The 17623-nt window shown below is 76.1% G+C and carries 19 protein-coding genes; 6 read left to right on the top strand and 13 right to left on the bottom strand.

The features are described from left to right. Positions 1 to 12: 12 nt before the first annotated feature. Entirely contained in the window at positions 13 to 1551 is a 1539-nt protein-coding gene (locus H9X71_RS00540; RefSeq protein WP_191147838.1) for an MDR family MFS transporter, read from the bottom strand. A 167-nt stretch (positions 1552 to 1718) separates the two neighbouring features. On the opposite strand from H9X71_RS00540, the gene H9X71_RS00535 reads away from it, so the two are divergent. The 3 genes from H9X71_RS00535 to H9X71_RS00525 all read left to right on the top strand — a co-directional run bounded on the left by H9X71_RS00535 (position 1719) and on the right by H9X71_RS00525 (position 4227). Continuing rightward, entirely contained in the window at positions 1719 to 2411 is a 693-nt protein-coding gene (locus tag H9X71_RS00535) for a TetR/AcrR family transcriptional regulator (RefSeq protein ID WP_244961677.1), read from the top strand. Between the two features lie 234 nt (positions 2412 to 2645). Continuing rightward, positions 2646 to 2819 (top strand): hypothetical protein, encoded by a 174-nt coding sequence (locus tag H9X71_RS00530; RefSeq protein WP_191147837.1) that lies wholly within the window; start codon positions 2646 to 2648, stop codon positions 2817 to 2819. A 67-nt stretch (positions 2820 to 2886) separates the two neighbouring features. Next, positions 2887 to 4227 carry a glycosyltransferase gene (locus H9X71_RS00525; protein ID WP_191147836.1) on the top strand — a complete coding sequence of 447 codons (1341 nt, stop codon included), beginning with the start codon at positions 2887 to 2889 and terminating at the stop codon, positions 4225 to 4227. A gap of 41 nt (positions 4228 to 4268) precedes the next feature. Here the strand turns inward: H9X71_RS00525 and H9X71_RS00520 are convergent, their stop codons facing one another. Together H9X71_RS00520 and H9X71_RS00515 are read right to left on the bottom strand one after the other, a co-directional pair. Continuing rightward, on the bottom strand, positions 4269 to 4622 hold the full coding sequence (locus H9X71_RS00520) for a hypothetical protein (RefSeq protein WP_191147835.1): 354 nt from the start codon (positions 4620 to 4622) through the stop codon (positions 4269 to 4271). A gap of 86 nt (positions 4623 to 4708) precedes the next feature. Then, positions 4709 to 6088 (bottom strand): NAD-dependent succinate-semialdehyde dehydrogenase, encoded by a 1380-nt coding sequence (locus H9X71_RS00515; RefSeq protein WP_191147834.1) that lies wholly within the window; start codon positions 6086 to 6088, stop codon positions 4709 to 4711. A gap of 192 nt (positions 6089 to 6280) precedes the next feature. Between H9X71_RS00515 and H9X71_RS00510 the strand changes: the two genes are divergently transcribed. Then, positions 6281 to 6622 (top strand): YciI family protein, encoded by a 342-nt coding sequence (locus H9X71_RS00510; RefSeq protein ID WP_191147833.1) that lies wholly within the window; start codon positions 6281 to 6283, stop codon positions 6620 to 6622. Between the two features lie 4 nt (positions 6623 to 6626). On the opposite strand, the gene H9X71_RS00505 is transcribed toward H9X71_RS00510, so the two are convergent. Continuing rightward, positions 6627 to 6920, bottom strand: coding sequence for a hypothetical protein (locus H9X71_RS00505; protein ID WP_191147832.1), 294 nt, complete (start codon positions 6918 to 6920; stop codon positions 6627 to 6629). 67 nt (positions 6921 to 6987) lie between these two features. After that, positions 6988 to 7443, bottom strand: coding sequence for a hypothetical protein (locus H9X71_RS00500; protein WP_191147831.1), 456 nt, complete (start codon positions 7441 to 7443; stop codon positions 6988 to 6990). 78 nt (positions 7444 to 7521) lie between these two features. Here H9X71_RS00500 and H9X71_RS00495 point away from each other — a divergent pair, with 78 nt between their 5' ends. Both H9X71_RS00495 and H9X71_RS00490 read left to right on the top strand, forming a co-directional pair. Next, positions 7522 to 8604 (top strand): phosphotransferase, encoded by a 1083-nt coding sequence (locus H9X71_RS00495; RefSeq protein WP_191147830.1) that lies wholly within the window; start codon positions 7522 to 7524, stop codon positions 8602 to 8604. Positions 8605 to 8647: 43 nt separating this feature from the next. Next, complete coding sequence (locus tag H9X71_RS00490; RefSeq protein WP_191147829.1) at positions 8648 to 9160, top strand: GNAT family N-acetyltransferase; 513 nt, start codon at positions 8648 to 8650, stop codon at positions 9158 to 9160. Between the two features lie 37 nt (positions 9161 to 9197). Here the strand turns inward: H9X71_RS00490 and H9X71_RS00485 are convergent, their stop codons facing one another. The 8 genes from H9X71_RS00485 to H9X71_RS00450 all read right to left on the bottom strand — a co-directional run bounded on the left by H9X71_RS00485 (position 9198) and on the right by H9X71_RS00450 (position 17486). Continuing rightward, the gene (locus H9X71_RS00485; RefSeq protein WP_191147828.1) at positions 9198 to 9581 is read right to left on the bottom strand and encodes a cupin domain-containing protein; all 384 of its coding nucleotides are present in this window, start codon (positions 9579 to 9581) and stop codon (positions 9198 to 9200) included. A 40-nt stretch (positions 9582 to 9621) separates the two neighbouring features. Beyond that, positions 9622 to 10266, bottom strand: a complete 645-nt coding sequence (locus H9X71_RS00480; RefSeq protein ID WP_191147827.1) for a uracil-DNA glycosylase — start codon at positions 10264 to 10266, stop codon at positions 9622 to 9624. A 28-nt stretch (positions 10267 to 10294) separates the two neighbouring features. Further along, positions 10295 to 12451: an iron ABC transporter permease gene (locus tag H9X71_RS00475; protein WP_191147826.1), complete on the bottom strand. Its 2157-nt coding sequence runs from the start codon at positions 12449 to 12451 to the stop codon at positions 10295 to 10297. 22 nt (positions 12452 to 12473) lie between these two features. Beyond that, positions 12474 to 13463 (bottom strand): ABC transporter substrate-binding protein, encoded by a 990-nt coding sequence (locus tag H9X71_RS00470; protein ID WP_280527978.1) that lies wholly within the window; start codon positions 13461 to 13463, stop codon positions 12474 to 12476. Further along, complete coding sequence (locus H9X71_RS00465) at positions 13460 to 14368, bottom strand: ABC transporter ATP-binding protein (protein WP_191147824.1); 909 nt, start codon at positions 14366 to 14368, stop codon at positions 13460 to 13462. Before H9X71_RS00465 ends, H9X71_RS00470 begins: the two co-directional genes overlap by 4 nt. 69 nt (positions 14369 to 14437) lie before the next feature. Further along, positions 14438 to 15178 (bottom strand): SGNH/GDSL hydrolase family protein, encoded by a 741-nt coding sequence (locus tag H9X71_RS00460; RefSeq protein ID WP_191147823.1) that lies wholly within the window; start codon positions 15176 to 15178, stop codon positions 14438 to 14440. 248 nt (positions 15179 to 15426) lie between these two features. Then, complete coding sequence (locus H9X71_RS00455; protein ID WP_191147822.1) at positions 15427 to 16479, bottom strand: amidohydrolase family protein; 1053 nt, start codon at positions 16477 to 16479, stop codon at positions 15427 to 15429. Beyond that, entirely contained in the window at positions 16476 to 17486 is a 1011-nt protein-coding gene (locus tag H9X71_RS00450) for a glycosyl hydrolase family 18 protein (protein WP_191147821.1), read from the bottom strand. Before H9X71_RS00450 ends, H9X71_RS00455 begins: the two co-directional genes overlap by 4 nt. Between the last annotated feature and the right edge of the window lie 137 nt (positions 17487 to 17623).

The following is a 17623-nucleotide window of genomic DNA, read 5'->3' as shown; positions in this document are numbered from 1 at the left end:
GGTCGTTGCGGCCTAGTGCCCCGCCACGCCCTCCGGCAGCGGCTCCGCCGGGCGGCGCACGAAGAACGACGCCACGATCGCGGCGAGCGAGATGAAGCCGCCGATCATGAAGGCCGCCTGCACGCCGGCCGCGGTCGCGGAGACCTCGGAGAGGCCGTCGGACAGGCCGCCGACCGTGGTGGTGGTGAGCACCGTGACGAACAGCGCCGTGCCGGCGGCGCCCGCGAGCTGCTGCATGGTCGAGACCGTCGCGCTGCCGTGCGAGTAGAGGCGGGGCGGCAGGGATCCGAGGGCTGAGGTGAACAGCGGCGTGAACATGAGCGCGAGGCCCGCGTTCAGCACCAGGTGCACGCCGATGACCCAGCCGATGGACGTGCCCTCGTGCAGCATCGCGGTCATGCCCCAGAGGGCGATGGAGACGACGATCGCGCCGGGGATCACGAGCGGACGCGGGCCGACGCGGTCGAAGAGGCGGCCGACGAAGGGCGACATGACGGCCATGAGCGCGCCGCCGGGGAGCAGGAGCAGACCGGTCTCGAGCGTGCCGAGCTCCAGCACGTTCTGGAGGTAGAGCGGCAGGACGATGAGGCTGCCGAAGAGCGCCATCATGCTGACGGCGACCATGATGATCGCGACCACGAACGGGCGGCTGCGGAAGGTGCGCAGGTCCATGAGGGCGCGGTCCTCGCGCTGCAGGCCGATCTGGCGGGCGATGAACGCGGCGAGCGCGATGACGCCGACCGCGATGGGGATCCACAGCGGCAGGGGCGCGTTGCCCTCGGCGGACTCGCCCAGGCTGCTGAGGCCGTAGATCAGGCCGCCGAACGCGAGCGTGGAGAGCACGACCGAGAGGATGTCGAAGGGCAGCTTCCGCGGGGTCGTGAGGTTCGTGATCTTCCAGAGGCCGAGCCCGAGCGCGATGAGCGCGATGGGCAGCACGATCCAGAACATGAAGCGCCACGACAGCGAGCTGAGGATGAGGCCGGACACCGTCGGGCCGATCGCCGGGGCGACCGCGATGACGATGGAGATGACGCCCATGAGGCGGCCGCGACGGGCGGCGGGCACCAGGTTGAGGACGGTCGTGAACAGCAGCGGCATCATGATGGCCGTGCCGCTGGCCTGCACCACGCGGCCGACGAGCAGCACGCCGAAGCCGGGCGCGATGGCCGCGACGAGCGTGCCGATCGAGAACAGCGTCATGGCGGCGCCGAAGACCTGGCGCGTCGAGAAGCGCTGGAGGATGAAGCCGGTCGCGGGGATCACGACGGCCATCGTCAGCATGAAGCCGGTGGTGAGCCACTGCGCGGTGGCGGTGGTGATCTCGAGGTCGGCCATGAGGCTCGGCAGGGCGACGCTCATGATCGTCTCGTTGAGGATCACGACGAAGGCGGCGACGACGAGCAGGCCGATGACGAGGCCGGCGCCGTGCGGCAGGCGCTCGTCCTCGGGGGCGACGGCGCGGTCGGCGGCGGCGCGGTCGGCCGCCGCGTGCGCGGCGGCGGGCAGGGTCTCGTCGCGTGCGGTGTCGGCGGTGGGCGGCGTGCTCATGTGATGCGTTCTCCGGGAGTGGAAGGCGGGGCGCGCGCGACGCTGCGAGGCCGGGGAGGTCCGGATGTCAGACTCGGACCAGGTGGCAGTCTATGACAGAATCGACGTCGACGACAGATGCGGCCGGACGCCGCATGCGAGTGGACGGCGGTGACGGGATGGGCGCGGTGCGGACGAGCGCGGACGCGGGCGACGCCCCGGCACCCGCGGGCGCGGGCGCGGGCGCGGGCGCGGGCGCGGGCGCGGGCGCGGGCCTCCGCGAGCGGCGCCGCATGGCGACGACCACCGAGATCAGCGAGGCAGCGCTCGCCCTCTTCGAGCAGCGCGGCATGGCGGCCACGACGATCCACGACATCGCGCAGGCCGCGGGCGTCTCCGACCGCACGTGCTTCCGCTACTTCCCGAGCAAGGAGGAGTCGGTCCTCACGCTCCACCCCGTCTTCGACGCGCCGCTCGACGCCTGGCTCGCGGCGGTCGACCGCGGATCCGCGCCCCTCCCCCAGCTCGAGGCCGTCTACGAGCAGGTGCTCGCGACCCTCGACGGCGACCTCTCCGCCATCGCGCACCAGCAGCTGCGCGTGCGCCGGCTCATGGCCGACGAGCCCCAGCTGCGGTCCACCGCGGTGTCGATCGACGCGACGCGGTCGTGGGAGCTGGCCGAGCGGATCACGACGGCGTTCGGCGGCCGCATCACGGCCCAGGAGGCGCGGCTCGTCACCGAGCTCGCGGGCGTCGCGGTGCGCGCGGCCTTCGACGAGTGGGCGGATGCGCGCACGGCCGGCCTCGACGCCACCCTCGTCGCCTCCTACGCGGCGGTGCGCCGCCGGCTGCGCGAGATCGCGGGAGCCGCCGGGGCCTGATCCGCGCCCGGCGAGCCGGCGCTCCCGCCCGCCCGCGCGCCGGCCTCAGCCGGACGCGCGCCGCGACGCGAACTCCGCGCGCTCGACGAGCGCCCGCGGCCTCGCCCACGGCACGCCAGGCCGGTCGCGACGCACCCGCAGCGCGGGGTGTGGACGGTCGCGCGCCGATCCCAGCCCCGATGCCTACCCTCCTCGGGACCGCAGCGCTCCCGCGTGCGACGAGGGAGATCCAGCATGCGTCGCGCCGCCCGACCTCACGGCCTGCCCCTCGCCCTCGGCGTCGTCGCCCTCGGCTCCGCGTGCATCGCCGCGGGGGCCGTCGGGGTCCTCGCGGTGGGCGTGATCCGGTTCCAGCGGCTGCTCCTCGCGGATCCGGTGGCGCCGTGGCCCGACGCCGCGCACCCCTGACGCGCCGCACGTCACCGCACCTCCGCCCTCCCTCCTGCGCGCCGCGCGCCCCATCGGAAGCAGCATCGTGTCCTCCTACCTGCTCTGCGCCCCGCCCATCTACGGGCACCTCGCGCCGCTCGTCACCGTCGGCAGCGGGCTGGCCGCACGCGGTCACGGGATCACCGTCCTCACCGGGGACAAGTACCGCGACCTCGTCACGGGGGCCGGGCTCCGCTTCGCGCCGCTGCCCGCCGACGCCGACTTCGACGACGCCGACCTCGAGGAGCTGCTCGCGAGCGCCTCCGCGGCGCGCGGCGTGGCGGCGATCCGGGAGGGGATGATCGCCGTGTTCGTGCGCGTGATCCCCGGGCAGCACCACGCCCTGCTCGCGCTCCTCGACGCCGAGCCGTTCGACGCCGTGCTCGCGGAGGGGTCGTTCACCGGGCTCGTCCCCTACCTCGCCCGCCCGCCGGCGGAGCGCCTGCCCGTGCTGGGCATCGGCACCACGCCCGTCGTGCTCGCGAGCGTCGATGCGGCCCCGTTCGGGACGGGCCTCCCGCCCGGCCGCGGCCCGCTCGGACGGCTGCGGAACCGGGCGCTCGCACTCGCCGTCCGACCCGGGCTCACGCGGCCGCTGCGCGAGGCGGTGGACGCCGTGCTCGCGGGGATCGGCGCGCCCGCCTCCCGCGCGGACCCCTTCGACTACGCCTACCGCTGCTTCGACGCGCTCTTCCAGCTGAGCCCCGCCGAGCTCGAGTACCCGCGCCGGGAGCTGCCGGGCACGGTGCGGTTCGTCGGGCCGCTGCGGGAGGCACCGGGCCTCGCCGACGAGATCGCGCTGCCGGAGTGGTGGCCCGACCTCGTCGACGGCCGTCCCGTCGTGCACGTCACGCAGGGCACCATCGACAACGCCGACCTCGGCCGCCTCATCGCCCCGACCCTGCGCGCGCTGGCCGACGAGGACGTCCTCGTCGTGGCCAGCACGGGCGGCCGTCCCGTCGCGGAGGTGGAGCGCGCGCTCGGCGGCCCGCTGCCGGCCAACGCGCGCGTGGCGGAGTTCCTCCCCTACGACCTGCTGCTGCCGCTGACCGACGCGGTCGTCACGAACGGCGGGTTCGGCGGCGTGCAGCGGGTCATCGCGCACGGCCTGCCGCTCGTGGTCGCGGGATCCACGGAGGACAAGCCCGAGGTGGCGGCGCGCGTCTCCTGGGCCGGCTGCGGCCGCGACCTGCGCACGGGATCCCCGCGGCCGGACGCCGTGCGCCGCGCCGTGCGCGAGGTGCTCACCACGCCGTCCTACTGGATGCGGAGCCGCGAGCTCGCCGCGGCGATCGCGGCCCTGCCGGATCCGGTCGAGGTCATCGCCGCGGGGCTGGAGGCCGCGGTGGCGGCGCGCCGGGGTCCGTCGGCCGCGTCCGGCGCCTGAGCTCGCGTCGCCCGCGTCGCCTGCGCCGCCGTCCCCGTCCCCTACGGGCGGTACTGCGAGAGCGCGAACAGGATCCCGCCGATCACCAGCACCACGGCACCGGAGGCGAGCAGCCCGACCGAGGCCACCGCGATCCCGCCCCCGATGAGGCGCGGACGCTCCGCCGGGTGTCGGCGCGCGTCGCGGATCCCCCGCCGGACGGCCGCGATCCCGAACGCGAACGTGACGACCGACACGACGGCGAACAGGATCACCCCGACGTAGAACTGCACCTCGCGGAGCAGCTGCACGAGCACGATCGACGCGACGACCCCCGCCGGCCCGATGAGGCTCAGCCAGCCGAGCAGCCAAGCGCGGGAGCGCGGTCGGAGTGCGACGTCGTGCGGATCCGTCATGGGTGCAGGGTATTCGGGTCCCGGGACCCGCTGCCGGCCGCGCGCCCCCGTCGCGCCCGCTCGACACCGGCCGACGCGGACGCCGATCACGCGATGCGGATCAGCTTCCTGTTCGCGAACTCGTCGACCGCATGGCGGCCGAGCTCGCGGCCCGAGCCCGAGCGCTTCACGCCGCCGAAGGGCAGCTCGGCCGCGTCGCCGAGCACGAGGTTCACCCACACCATGCCCGCGTCGATGCCGTCCGCCACCCGCAGCGCCTGCTCCGGATCCGTCGTGTAGACGTACGAGCCGAGGCCGAACGGGGTGTCGTTGGCGATCCGCACGGCCTCCTCCTCATCCGCCACGCGGTAGAGCGCGGCGACGGGGCCGAAGAACTCCTCGCGGTAGGCGTCCATCTCGGGCGTCACGTCGGCGAGGACCGCGGGCGGGAACATGTTGCCGACCGGCTCCCCGCTCGCGAGGAAGGTCGCGCCCTGCGCCACGGCGCGGGACAGCTGCTCCGTGAGGCGCTCGGTCGCGGCGCGCGAGGAGAGCGGGCCGAGCAGGGTCCCGTCGGCCATCGGATCCGCGGGCTGGGCCGCCGTGAGCGCCGCCGTGAAGCGGGCGGCGAAGTCGTCGTAGAGGTGGTCGACCACGAGGAAGCGCTTGGCGCCGTTGCAGGACTGGCCGTTGTTGTCGAGGCGCGCGTTGACCGCATCGGCGACGACGGCGTCGAGGTCGTCGGTCGACAGCAGGATGAACGGGTCGGATCCGCCGAGCTCCAGCACGACCTTCTTGAGGTGCCGGCCCGCGATCTCGGCGACGGCGGCGCCCGCACGTTCGGATCCCGTGACGGAGACGCCCTGCACGCGCGGGTCGGCGATGACCGTCTCGACCTGCGCGTTCGTCGCGAGCACGCTCGCGTAGACGCCCAGGTCGGCGCCGAGCTCCGCCGCCGCGTCGCGGTACATGCGCTGGATCGCCTCGGCCGACTCCGGGCACTGCGGCGCGTGCTTGAGCAGGATCGTGTTCCCGGTCACGATCGCGGGGCCGGCGAAGCGGGCCACCTGGTAGTACGGGAAGTTCCACGGCATGATCCCGAGCAGCACGCCGAGGCCCGAGCGGCGCACGAACGCGGAGCCGGTGCCGTCGGCGAGCGCGATCGGCTCGTCGGCGAGGAACTCCTCGGCGCCCCGGGCGTAGTAGCCGAGGATGTCCGCCGCGAAGTCGACCTCGCCGAGCGCCTGGTCGAGGGGCTTGCCCATCTCGCGCACGATGATCCGCGCCAGCTCGTCGCGGCGCTCCACGTGCAGCTCCGCGACGCGGGCGATGAGGGCGGCGCGCTCGGCGATCGCGGTGCGGCGCGACCAGCCGCGGTACGCGCCCTCGGCGGCTGCGATCGCGTCCTGCAGCTCCTCGTCGGTGATCTCGGGATGCTCGGCGACGGTCTCGCCGGTGGTCGGATCGGTGACGGCGTAGCTGCTCATGGTGCTCCTCCTCGAACGCCGCGCGGGTGACGCGGGTGGGGCCCACGATATCGAGCGGGCGGCGCGAGGTCGCCCCGGCCTGCGAGGCGGATGCGGGCCATCCGCCGCATCCGCCCCGCGAGACCGCTGGGTCGTCCAACGCCTCACAGGTGGGTAGCGTCGGGGGATGGGATGACGGCGAGGAGGCCGACGATGACGAAGTGGTTGATCTCGTTCCCGAGCGGGGAGATGGACGTGCCCGACGGCGAGTGGCAGACGGTGGTGGACGAGTCGCACGCCGTCGTGCGGGAGGCGAAGGCCGCGGGCGTGTGGGTGTTCGGCGGCGGGATCGACGAGTCCGTCCCGCCCGTGCGGGTGGCGGCCGACGGATCCGTGACGCCCGGCACGTACCCGCAGACGCGGCGGCTCGAGGGCGGCTACTCGATCCTCGACCTGCCGACCCGGGAGGCCGCGTACGGCTGGGCGGCGCGGATCGCGGCGGCGTGCCGGTGCGCGCAGGAGGTGCGCGCGTTCGGGGACGACCCGGAGAGCTGAGGGGTCAGCGGGTGGGGCGCCGGTCGGTCTCCCAGTACAGGAGCTCCACCGTGTCGTCCGGCCCGAGCAGGCCCGCGAGGATCGCGATCAGCCGCTGCCCCTCGGCCGCGTGCTCGCGGGCGACCGCGCGATCCCGCCAGCCGCGGTCCCACCGGAAGCCGGCCTGGAACACGGCCGCCCACTCGCGGACCGCCGCCTCGACCGGCGGCGGGAGCTCCGGCGTGCCATCGGGGCAGAGGCCCTCGTCGCCCCAGAGCGGGCGGTCGACGTCGTACTCGTTCATCAGCCGGTAGTGCATGCGGGCCTCCGGCTGCTCCGGTCCACGCGCCGCGGCCCGCGTCGAGCATGGCAGGCGGGGGCGCGGATCAACCCTCGGGGTCGCACGGCCACTGCTGGCCGAAGGCGGCGCGCACCTTCTCCAGCGCTCCGCGGGGACCCCAGGTCGTGACGTCGGCGCAGCCCGGGCCGTATCGCGCCGCGATGACGCCGTAGTCGCCGACCGTGGAGTAGACGAGCCACACGTCGGGATCCGTGGCCGACGACGCGCCGCCGCTGCCGGCGAAGACGTCCGCGCGCTCCCCGTCCGGGAACACGAGGGTCGATCCGACCGGCACGCAGGGCTCCCGCACGGGGTCGTCGAGCTCCTCGACGGGGATGTCGCGGATCCACGGGCACTCCGGGTCGTCGATCTCCGTCGGTCCCAGGGTCAGGAAGCCGTCGTCCGCCGGCGCGCAGCCGGTGATCGACGCGGCGACCGCGACGGCGACCGCGACGACCGTCGCCGCGCGGAGCGTCCTGCTCCGCGTCGTCCCCTGCTGCATCGGCGCTCCCCCGTCGTCTCCCCGATCATCCCGCCCGCGGGGCAGCCGTGCCAGTCGCGGGCTCGCTAGCGTCGGGGGATGGACGACGGACGGGACGCGGGGCTGCGGGACGCCGTCGGCGACCTCCTCGGGCGACCGGTCGTCGAGCTGGTGGACGTGCGCCGCGAGCCGCTCGAGTACGACGCGTTCCTCGCGCACCGGGCCGTGACGCGGATCCGCGGGCAGGCCGTGCTCGCGGGCGGCGCGCGGCTGCCGTGGTCGCTCGTCGAGAAGCGTACGGAGGGGCCCGCGCTGGCCGTGCCGTACCTCGTCGCGAACGGCGCCCGGGAGCTGGCGGCCTACCGGTCGGGACTGCTCGACGCGCTGCCCCCGGGGATCCGGGCGCCGCGCGCGCACGGGACGGCGCACGACGCGGACGGCGGCGTGACCCTGCGGCTCGAGGAGGTGCGGCACGCGGCGCCCCGGCCGCTGGGTCCGGCCACGCTGCTCGACGCCGCGGAGGCGCTGGGTTCGCTCGCCGGACGCTGGCTGGGTCGGCCGCCTGAGGATCCGTGGCTCTTCGCCGGGTGGATCGACCGGCACGCGCAGCCCGCGGCCGCGGCGGCCGGTGCGCGCGCGCTCGCCGCGCCCGGGCCGCGCGCGACCGCGCTGCTCGGCGAGCGGATCCCGGCCGCCGCCCGGCTCCTCGCGCACCAGGACCACGTGCGCGCCGCGCTCGGGGGCCTGCCGAGCACGCTCTGCCACCACGACGCGACGGGCGCCAACGTGTTCGCGGACGACGACGGGATCGTGCTCATCGACTGGGAGTCGGTGGGGCCGGGGCCAGTGGGCGCGGATCTCGCGTCGCTGCTGTTCTCCTCCGTCCGGCGCGGCGACGCCTCGGTCGTCGACGTGTCCGCCGTGCTCGACGACGCCGTGGTCCGGTACGCCGAGGGGATCCGCGCGGTCGGCGGTCCCGTGCCGCTGGATCTCGTGCGCCGTGGCCTCGACGCCGCGATCGCCCTGCGTTGGAAGCTCGCGGCCGACCTCGTGGTCGCGCTCGACGCCGGGTCGGCGATGCGCCGCGGCAGCCTCCCGGACGAGCCGGCGGAGCACGCGCAGGCGGAGCTGACGGCGCTGCTCGACGTGCTGCTCGCGGCGGCGGATCACGCGCTCGACTGAGTCCGGGACCGATCGGGACGCGCCTGCCGCGTACGCTCCCGACATGCCCACCCGCATCCGCCTCGCCGCCGCCCGCGACCTCGACGCGCTGCAGGGCATCGAGGACCGGGCCGACCGGATCCTCGTCGAGCTGCTCCGGCCCGCCGAGTGGTGGCCGGCGCCGACCGGGGCGGAGCGCGCGGCCGAGCCGGGGTTCCTGCTGGTCGCGGAGGACGCGGAGGTGGGCGACGGCACCCTCGTCGGCTTCGCGCACGTGCTCGAGGTCGACGGCCTCGCGCACCTCGAGCAGGTGGCGGTGCCGCCCGAGCACGGGCGCCGCGGGCACGGCGGCGCGCTCGTCGAGGCCACCGCCGAGGAGGCTGGACGGCGCGGGCACACGCGCATCACGCTGCGCACCTTCGCCGACGTCCCGTGGAACGCGCCCGCGTACTCCCGCGCCGGGTTCGTCGAGGAGCCGCCGGTGACGCACTTCCACCTCCGCCTCGCGGAGACGGAGGCGCGGCTCGGGCTCGATCGGCTCGGGCGGCGGATCCAGATGGGGCGCGCGCTGGTCTGAAGCGCCGGGCGCGTGGGCTCGTCAGCGCATCAGCGCGTCAGCGGAAGCCGCCCACCTGCCGCTCGACCGGGACGGTGCCCGGCACGATCACGTCGCCGGTGTGGGCGGTGGTGACGGTCTCGATGAGGACGATCTCCACCTCCTCGTCCGCCACGGGGTTGTGCTGCACGCCCCGCGGCACCACGTGGAACTGCCCGGGCCCGAGCACGACCTCCTCGTCGTCGGGCAGCTGGATCCGGAGCCGGCCCGAGATCACGAGGAACATCTCGTCCTCCGCGTCGTGCGCGTGCCAGGTGAGCTCGCCGAGGAGCTTCGCGACCTTCACGTACTGGTCGTTCACCCGCCCGACGACTCGCGGGGTCCAGTGGGCGGTCACCTGGCGGAGCTCGGCGGCGATGTCGGTCGCGGGGAGGGCGGTCATGGGTCCATCCTCCTCGCGCGGGATCCGCCCGGGGACGCGCTCACGATGCGCGTCCCCTCGCGAGGATCGACCCGACCTCGGCGAACGCGGTCGCCTGACGCTCCTGCCGCTCGGCCCGCACCTCCGGGTCGGGGTGGAAGAGCGCCTGGCGACCGGGGTGGATGGTCGCGACGACGGGGAAGCGGATCCCCTCGGCGAGCGTCCCGTCCAGCTCGACCGCGTAGCGCCAGATCCGCTCGGCGTCGCGGCCCTGCAGCAGCACGACCTCGAGGTCCGGCAGGAGCGCCACGAGCTCCACGAGCGCCCGGGCTCCCACGCGCCCCTGCGCCGCATCCGGCGCCGCGTTGATGTACCAGGGGTACGCGTTCCACGGCATCACGTCGCGGTCGCGGATCCCGTGCTCGGAGAACAGCGCGGCCTGACGCTCCGCGGTCGGGTCGTCGTTCTCGATGCTGAGGAAGCCGGATCCGACGCCCACCTGCGTCGCCGGCCCGGGATCCCGCAGGACGCTGAGGACGCGCGCGTCGGTGCCGCCGTGGTGCGGGGCGATGCGGGGGACGAACCCCTCCGGGTCCGGCTCCGAGATCGCGGCGACGAACGCGTTGATCGGCGCCATGTGCGGCGCGGTCTCGGCCGTGTCCTCCTGCGAGGTGCGGAAGTCGTCGTCGGCCATGCGTCGGGTCATGCCCCGAACCTACGCGGCGCCGCCGCCCCTACCGCCCCCGCGCCGCCCGCCCGCGCCACAGCAGCCACACGAAGTACGGCGTGCCGACGAGGGCGGTCACGAGGCCGGCGCCGAGCTGGGCGGGGGCGATCACGGTGCGGCCGAGCAGGTCGGCGAGGGTCACGAGGGCGGCGCCGAGCAGGATCGCGACCGGCAGCACGCGCGCGTGCCGCGAGCCGACGAGCGCGCGGGCTGCGTGCGGCGCGACCAGGCCGACGAAGCCGATCACGCCGACCGCCGCGACCGCCGTGGCCGTGAGCACGACCGCGATCGAGAGGGCGAGGAGGCGCGAGCGGCCGAGGCCGACGCCGAGGAGGCGCGGGGTGTCGTCGTCGAGGGCGACGAGGTCGAGCATCCGGTGCCGCGGGGCCGCGAGCGCCACGGCGAGCGCGAGGGCGACGAGCACCGGCAGGGCGTCGTCGAGGCCGCGGCCGTACGTGGATCCGGAGAGCCAGGTCAGCGCCTTCGCCCCGTTGAAGGGGTCGGTGAGCACGATGATCATGCTGATCGCCGCGGCCGTGCCCGCCGAGACGCCGACGCCGATGAGCACGAGCCTGTTCTGCGGGAAGCCGCCGCGCGCGGCCAGGCCGAACACGACGCCCGCCGCGGCGAACGCGCCCACGCCGGCCGCGCCCGCGATGCCCCAGCCGGACGCGAGAGGCGCGGTGGTCACGAACAGCACGGCGCCGAGGCCCGCGCCGCCGGAGACGCCGAGGATCGCGGGATCGGCGAGCGGGTTCCGCGTCACGGCCTGCACGAGCACGCCGGCGAGCGCGAGCGCCGCGCCCGCGAGCACGGCGGCGAGCACGCGGGGCACGCGGGTGTCGAGCACGTAGCTGACGACGGGGCCGGCGGTGCCGCGGATCCCGTTCACGACGTCGCCGAGGAGCAGCTTCGCGTCGCCGAGGAGGACGGACGCGACGAGCAGGCCGACGAGCACCGCGACCAGCGCGCCGACCACGAGCGCGACGCGGCGGCGGGTGACCACGCCGTGCCGCTCGGTGGGCGCGGGCGTCGCGCTGTCGCGGGCGCGGACGGCGAGCACCACGAGCACGATGGCACCGATGAGGGAGGTGACGAGCCCGGTCGGCACCGCCACGGACGCCTCGGCGCCGAGGACCGCGCGCAGCAGCACGTCGGCGAGCAGCACGACGGCCGCGCCCATCAGGCCCGCGACGGGGATGAAGACCCACGAGCGGCGGACGCCCGGCACGAGCCGGCGGAGCGGCCGCACGAACGCGGGCGCGTACAGGCCGACGAAGCCGATCGGGCCGGCGACCGTGACGGCCGCGGCGGCGAGGAGGACGGAGGCGAGCACGGCGAGCACGCGGGTCGCGCGCACGTCGACGCCGAGGCTGCGGGCGGCGTCGTCGCCTAGCCCGAGCGCGTCGAGCCGGCGGGTGAGCAGCAGCAGGATCACGAGCGCGACGACCACGACGGGCGCCATCTGGGCGACCGCCTCGAAGCCGTTCTGCCCGATGCCGCCCTGGCCCCAGCGGTAGAGGCCGCCGGTGCGCTGCGGGAAGAGGAGGAGGAGCGCGCTGGTGACGGATCCGAGGCCGAGCGCGAGCGCGCTGCCCGCCAGCACGAGGCGCACGGTGCCGGATCCGAGGCCCGAGACCGCGAGCACGATCGCCGCCGCGACGAGCCCGCCGACGAACGCGACGCCCGCGCCCGCGAGCACCGGCAGGGTCAGCCCGGTGACCGCCGCGACCGCGAGGGCGGCGTAGGCGCCCGCGTTCACGGCGAGGGTGTCGGGCGAGGCGAGCACGTTGCGGCTCACGGTCTGGAGCGCGGCGCCGGCGGCGCCGAGGGCGAGGCCGACGAGGATCCCCGCGGCCATGCGCGGCAGCCGCGACGCGACCACGACGGACGCGTCGCCCGGCGTCGCGCGGCCGAGGAGGGCGTCCCACACCTCGCGCGGCCCGACCGCGGCGGTGCCCTGGGTGACGTCGATCACCGCGAGCACCGCCACGACGAGCGCGAGGAGGCCGACGACCGCGATCGCTCGCACCGGGATCCGGCCCGCCCCGTCGGCGCGCGCGACGGCGGCGAGCGACGGGACGGGGGCCGGGACGGCCACCCGCTCGGCGGACGCGACGGGCGCGTCGGCCGGCGGGGGCGCGGTGCGGGCGGGAGCGGTCATCGGATCGGGAGGACGGGCGGGATCAGCCGACGAGCAGGTCGGCGAGGTCCTCCGCGTACGCCGTCATGGACGCCGGGCCGCCGAAGACCCACACGCCCTCGGGCATGCGGTGCACCTCGCCCGCCTTCACGAACGGGAGGGACTGCCAGACCGCGTTGCCCGCGAGCTGGGTCGCGAAGGGGTCGTCGCCCTGGGTGGCGTTCGCGTTGTAGACGAACTGCACGTCGCCGACGGTCGTGAGGCCCTCGACGTCGGTGGACCCGAGGCCGTAGGCGGGGTCGACCTCGCCCGTCCACGCGTTCTCGAGGCCGAGCTCGGCGGTCACGTCGCCGATGAGCGAGCCCTTCCCGAACGGGCGGACGGTGACGGCGCCGGCGTCGACGTAGGCGTCCGCGAACAGGAACTCCGCCCCCGCCAGGCCGGCCGCGTCGAGCTTCGCCTTGGCGTCGGTGACGGCCTGGTCGTAGGCGTCGATGACCTGGGTCGCCTTGTCCTCGGTGCCCGTCGCCTTCGCGATGAGCTCGAGGTTGTCCTCGCTCTGCTGGATCTGCTTGGTGCCGTCCGCCGACTTCACCTGCAGCACGGGTGCGATGGCCTTCAGCTGCTCGACGGCGTCCGCGGGCAGGTCGGTGGTCGCGACGATGAGGTCGGGCGCGAGCGACGCGATGGTCTCCACGCTCGGCTCGCCGCGCGTGCCGATGTCGGCGGGCTCGTTCACGAGCGGGACGGCCGACGACCAGGCGCCGTAGCCCGCGACGTCCGCGACGCCGACGGGATCCACGCCCAGCGACACGAGGTTCTCCACGACGTTCCACTCGGTGCCGACGACCTTGGTCGCGGGCCCGTCGAGCGTGACCTCCGCGCCCGTGCCGTCGGTGAGGGTGATCCCCTCGCCGCTCGGGGTGGATCCGGCGCCCGTGGATGCCTCCTCGGTGGTGCCGCATGCGGTCAGCGTGAGCGCTGCCGCGGCGGCGAGGGCGGTCATCGCCAGGGTTCGTCGTCTCGTGATCACGGGTGGAGCCTCTCGTTCCTGTGGTGGTGGCGGGCGACCGCGCGGGTGCGCAGGCTGCCCGTCGTCGGGTCCGCGTGGACCTCGACGGGGATGCCGTAGACCTCCGTGAGGAGGTCGGGGGTGAGCACCTCGGCGGGGGTGCCGGTCTTCACGATCCGGCCGTCGTGCAGCAGCGCGACGGTGTCCGCGAGCGCCGCGGCCTGATCGAGGTCGTGCAGCACCACGCCGACGGCGATGCGTCCGTCGTCGGCGAGGTCGCGCACGAGGTCGAGGAGCTCGACCTGGTAGCGCAGGTCGAGGTAGGTGGTGGGCTCGTCGAGCAGGAGCACGCCGGTCTCCTGGGCGAGGCAGCTCGCGAGCCAGACGCGCTGGAGCTGGCCGCCGGAGAGCTGGTCGACGCCGCGGTCGGCGAGGGCGACGAGGCCCGTGAGGTCGAGCGCGCGGTCGACGGCGGCGCGGCCCTCGGGATCCGCCCCGCCGAAGCGGCCGCGGTGCGGGTAGCGGCCGAACTCGACGACGTCGCGGACGCTGAGGCCGCCGGGCGTCGGCCGACCCTGGGTGAGGAGCGCGACGCGGCGGGCGAAGCGGCGGAGGGAGAGGTCGAGGGCGTCGGTCTCGGCACCCGCCCCCTCCTCGACGAGCGCGAGGGATCCGGAGCGGGCCGCCTGCAGCCGGGCCATGGTGCGCAGGAGGGTCGACTTGCCGCTGCCGTTCGGGCCGACGAGCACGGTGACGCAGCCCGGGCGGATCTCGAGGCCGGCGCCGTGCACGACCTCCGTGTCGCCGTACGCGACCGTGACGTCGCGGGCCGCGAGGGCGGATCCGGCGGGACCCGCCGCCGTCGGATGCGGCCGGGCCGGCTCGGCGGCGCGCGGGACCGGGGCGGTCGAGGCGGGGGAGGTCACGATTGGTGAGGTTAGCCTAACCTCAGCCGCGGGGACAAGCCGCGGCCCCGCACGGCCCTCCGGAGGGGATCAGCCGCGCGCCTCGACGAGCGCGTCGGCGAGGTGCGCGCCCCACGTCCGGTAGGTGCCCTGGTAGCGGCTCTCCTCCCCCTCGGGCCGCCACAGCGAGCGCGTGAGCTCCTCGGGGAAGGTGATCGCGCGGGTGAACCCCAGGCCGTCGATGACTTCGCGGGTGCGCCGGTTGAGCGCCTCCGCGTGGATCCCGGCGGCGAGCCGCGCCGGCCGCGACAGGCTCCCGGCGTTGTCGAGGGGCGGGATGTCGGCGACGAGGATCCACGCGTCCCGCGGCAGGTGCTCGCGCAGGGCGTCGATCGCGCTCCGCATCTGCCGGCCCCACGCGCGCACGGAGGTGACGCGCAGCACGTCGGTGATGCCGACCAGAAGCACCACGGCGTCCACGCGGACGAGGTCGCACTCGGCGCCGGCGATGACGGCGGACGCTTCGCGGAGCCGCGAGCCCGGCAGGGGCGCGATCGACCAGACGACGCCGCGTCCCGTGCGCGCCGCGTGGTGGCGGGCGAGGAACGCGGGCAGGGCGATCTGGTGCGTGCGCACGCCGAGGCTGATCATGCCGGTCTCGCCCACGACGGCGATGCGGTCGGGATCCGGGCCCTCGACCGTGCCCTGGCGCGCGTCGTCGGGGTGGATGTCGCCGGACGCGTCCGAGCGGCGGAAGAGGAACTCCGCCCCGCGGGCGGCGATGCCGGGGAGGGCGAGCACGGGCAGGAGACGGGGGAGCAGTCGGCGCATGGGGATCCTGGGGGAGCGGGCGGATCCGCCCTGCCGGCGTCCGGCCGCCGACGGCGGTGGTCCGCGCGGAGGGGCGGGTGTGCCGGAGAGCGTGCTCTCCGTCGTGCGGGCGGCGGGTGCCGCGCTGGCCCGGCGTTCAGGGGTCGCCCCACCGTAGGCGCGCATCCGGCGACGCGGCCCGATCGCGGGCGGATGCCCGGCGAGCGTTCACGAGACGCCCGGCGGGCGGGCCGGCGGGCGGGCCGGCGTCAGGCCGTCGGCGGCAGGTCGCGCGGACTGAGCCGGTGCGCGTCGCGGAGCCACGCGACGAGGTCGTCCGCGGTCGCGTCGGCGACGGACGGCAGCGGCTCGGCGCTCGCGAGGGCGTGCTCGATGCGGCCGGGCGCGCTGCCGAGCACCGCGGCCAGGAGCGCGGCGCCGCGGAGGCCGACCTCGCCGAGCAGCTCCACCTCGCGGGCGTTCAGGCCCACGGGGAGGTCGCCGTTGCCGAGGTCGGTGCCGTAGGCGATCCGCCCGCCGAGCGCGGCGTACCGGCGCGCGTTGTCGAGGGCCGTCGCGAGGTCGGCGCCGTCGTGGATGGCCAGGGTCGAGATCCAGAGCACGTCGCGCGCCGCGGACTCCCGCAGCGTGGCGTCGTCGAGCCGCTCGGTCCACGGGACGTGCACGAGCACGTCGGCGCCCGCGCGGATCGCCCGCCCGGCCTGGCCGGCGCCCTCCGCGTGCACGGCCGCCCGCATGCCCGCGGCGTGCGCGGCCTCGACCAGCGCGGCCAGCACGTCGTCCGCGAGGAGCGGCCCGCCGTCGTGCAGCACGATCTTGACCGCGCCGGATCCGCCCGCGCGCGCCTCCGCGACGGCCCCCGCCGCGTCCGCCGCGCGCGCGACCTCGCGGACCGCGGCGGCGGGCGCCCACGCGCGATCCGAGGGGTAACCTCCCACGGCGGTGTGGAACGGACCCGCGTAGCGGACGGTCACGCCCGCGGGAGGGCGGGCGGCGATGCGGGCGATCTCCGCCGGATCCCACCCGAGGTCGACGACCGCCGTGACGGGCGATCCGGCGAACCCGGCGGGGTCGACGAGCCCGAGGTGCACGTGCCGGTCGACCACGCCGTGGCTGATGCTCAGGTCGAGCCGCCCGCGCACGGGATCGGCCGGGTCGGCGAGCGCGACGCCCCCGCCGCCGATCCGCACCGCGACCTCCCGCTCCGTGCGCTCGAGCCGCAGCTCGCGCACGATCCAGACGCCGTCGGCCGGCAGGCGACCCACGCCCGCGCCGCCGCCCGCGCCCGCCCCGCCCGTCATCGCGTCAGCGGATCCGACAGCCCGAGCGACCACACGGCCACGCCCCCGAGCCCCAGCTGCCTCGCGAGCGAGACGCGCGCGTCGTACGACCGCGCGTCCGACCACCAGACGACCGTGCCGTCGCGCAGCGTGGCGCGCCACTCCTGCTGCGGGACGCTCCACACGGGCGTCGCCCTCTGCGCCGCCACGAGGTCGCGCGCCGCCTGGTCGGAGAGCTGCCGTCCCTCGCCCGTGCGCGGCCAGGTGTAGCCGTACCCGGCGATCCCGAGCTGGATCCGCGCCGTCGGCACCGCCTTCCGCACCGGCGCGAGCGCGGCCCTCACCCACGGCATGCCGCCGACGGGCCCGGCGCCGGACCACGTGGGCCCGTGCTGGTCGTACGCCATGAGCACCACGTGGTCGGCGGCGCGGCCGAGCGCGGCCAGGTCGTAGCCGAGCGGGCGGTAGTCGCCCGTGGTCGCCATGAGGCAGACGGAGACGCTGCGCGCGGATCCGAGCGCCGCCTTCAGCCCCGACACGAACCGGGTGAGGCCGGCCGGGTGCGCGCCCGACAGGCTCTCGAGGTCGACCGTGACCCCGTCCCAGCCGCTCCTCGCGACCTCGGCGGCGAGCTGGCGCACGACCCGGTCGACGTTCGCGGCGGATCCGAGCAGCGCGTCCGAGATGCCGGGCGAGAAGTCGCCGAGGGCCTCGTCGTAGTTCCCGACCAGCAGCTCGACCCGCTCGCCGCGCGCGTGCGCCTGCCGGAGCACCGCGAGCGCCTCGGCCGACGGGGCGCCCACGCCCCGGCCGTCGGCGTTGACGTTGACGCCGTCGACCACGACGGAGGTGAGGGCGGCGGCGCTCGCGTCGAGGCGGGACACCGGCGTGGATCCGCCCTCCGCGTACCCGACGACCTCGAACGGCGCCGCCGCGTGGGCGGGCAGGGACGCGCCGACGAGGGCGAACGCGACCGCGGCCCCCGCCGCGACGGCGACGGGACGGCGGGCGCGGCGGGAGGGGCTCATCCCGCGAGCGTAGGCGGCGGCGCGGGCGGATCGCGCATCCGGCCGCGGCTCAGTGCAGGAGCGCGCAGCGCGCCCGGGTGTGCAGGACGCGCGACGACGGATCCGCGCCGCCCGTAGCCTCGTGCCCCTCCCGTCCG

This window comes from Clavibacter zhangzhiyongii (assembly GCF_014775655.1).
GTDB classification, from domain to species: domain Bacteria; phylum Actinomycetota; class Actinomycetes; order Actinomycetales; family Microbacteriaceae; genus Clavibacter; species Clavibacter zhangzhiyongii.
This window is presented reverse-complemented; position numbering and strand designations above follow the sequence as displayed.

Excerpts from the sequence above, each read along its gene's own strand:
- H9X71_RS00455 (WP_191147822.1), bottom strand. The coding sequence starts at position 16,479 with ATGACGGGCGGGGCGGGCGCGGGCGGCGGCGCGGGCGTGGGTCGCCTG.
- H9X71_RS00510 (WP_191147833.1), top strand. The coding sequence starts at position 6,281 with ATGACGAAGTGGTTGATCTCGTTCCCGAGCGGGGAGATGGACGTGCCC.
- H9X71_RS00460 (WP_191147823.1), bottom strand. The coding sequence starts at position 15,178 with ATGCGCCGACTGCTCCCCCGTCTCCTGCCCGTGCTCGCCCTCCCCGGC.
- H9X71_RS00475 (WP_191147826.1), bottom strand. The coding sequence starts at position 12,451 with ATGACCGCTCCCGCCCGCACCGCGCCCCCGCCGGCCGACGCGCCCGTC.
- H9X71_RS00450 (WP_191147821.1), bottom strand. The coding sequence starts at position 17,486 with ATGAGCCCCTCCCGCCGCGCCCGCCGTCCCGTCGCCGTCGCGGCGGGG.
- H9X71_RS00530 (WP_191147837.1), top strand. The coding sequence starts at position 2,646 with ATGCGTCGCGCCGCCCGACCTCACGGCCTGCCCCTCGCCCTCGGCGTC.
- H9X71_RS00495 (WP_191147830.1), top strand. The coding sequence starts at position 7,522 with ATGGACGACGGACGGGACGCGGGGCTGCGGGACGCCGTCGGCGACCTC.
- H9X71_RS00490 (WP_191147829.1), top strand. The coding sequence starts at position 8,648 with ATGCCCACCCGCATCCGCCTCGCCGCCGCCCGCGACCTCGACGCGCTG.
- H9X71_RS00520 (WP_191147835.1), bottom strand. The coding sequence starts at position 4,622 with ATGACGGATCCGCACGACGTCGCACTCCGACCGCGCTCCCGCGCTTGG.
- H9X71_RS00505 (WP_191147832.1), bottom strand. The coding sequence starts at position 6,920 with ATGCACTACCGGCTGATGAACGAGTACGACGTCGACCGCCCGCTCTGG.
- H9X71_RS00500 (WP_191147831.1), bottom strand. The coding sequence starts at position 7,443 with ATGCAGCAGGGGACGACGCGGAGCAGGACGCTCCGCGCGGCGACGGTC.
- H9X71_RS00485 (WP_191147828.1), bottom strand. The coding sequence starts at position 9,581 with ATGACCGCCCTCCCCGCGACCGACATCGCCGCCGAGCTCCGCCAGGTG.
- H9X71_RS00480 (WP_191147827.1), bottom strand. The coding sequence starts at position 10,266 with ATGACCCGACGCATGGCCGACGACGACTTCCGCACCTCGCAGGAGGAC.
- H9X71_RS00515 (WP_191147834.1), bottom strand. The coding sequence starts at position 6,088 with ATGAGCAGCTACGCCGTCACCGATCCGACCACCGGCGAGACCGTCGCC.
- H9X71_RS00540 (WP_191147838.1), bottom strand. The coding sequence starts at position 1,551 with ATGAGCACGCCGCCCACCGCCGACACCGCACGCGACGAGACCCTGCCC.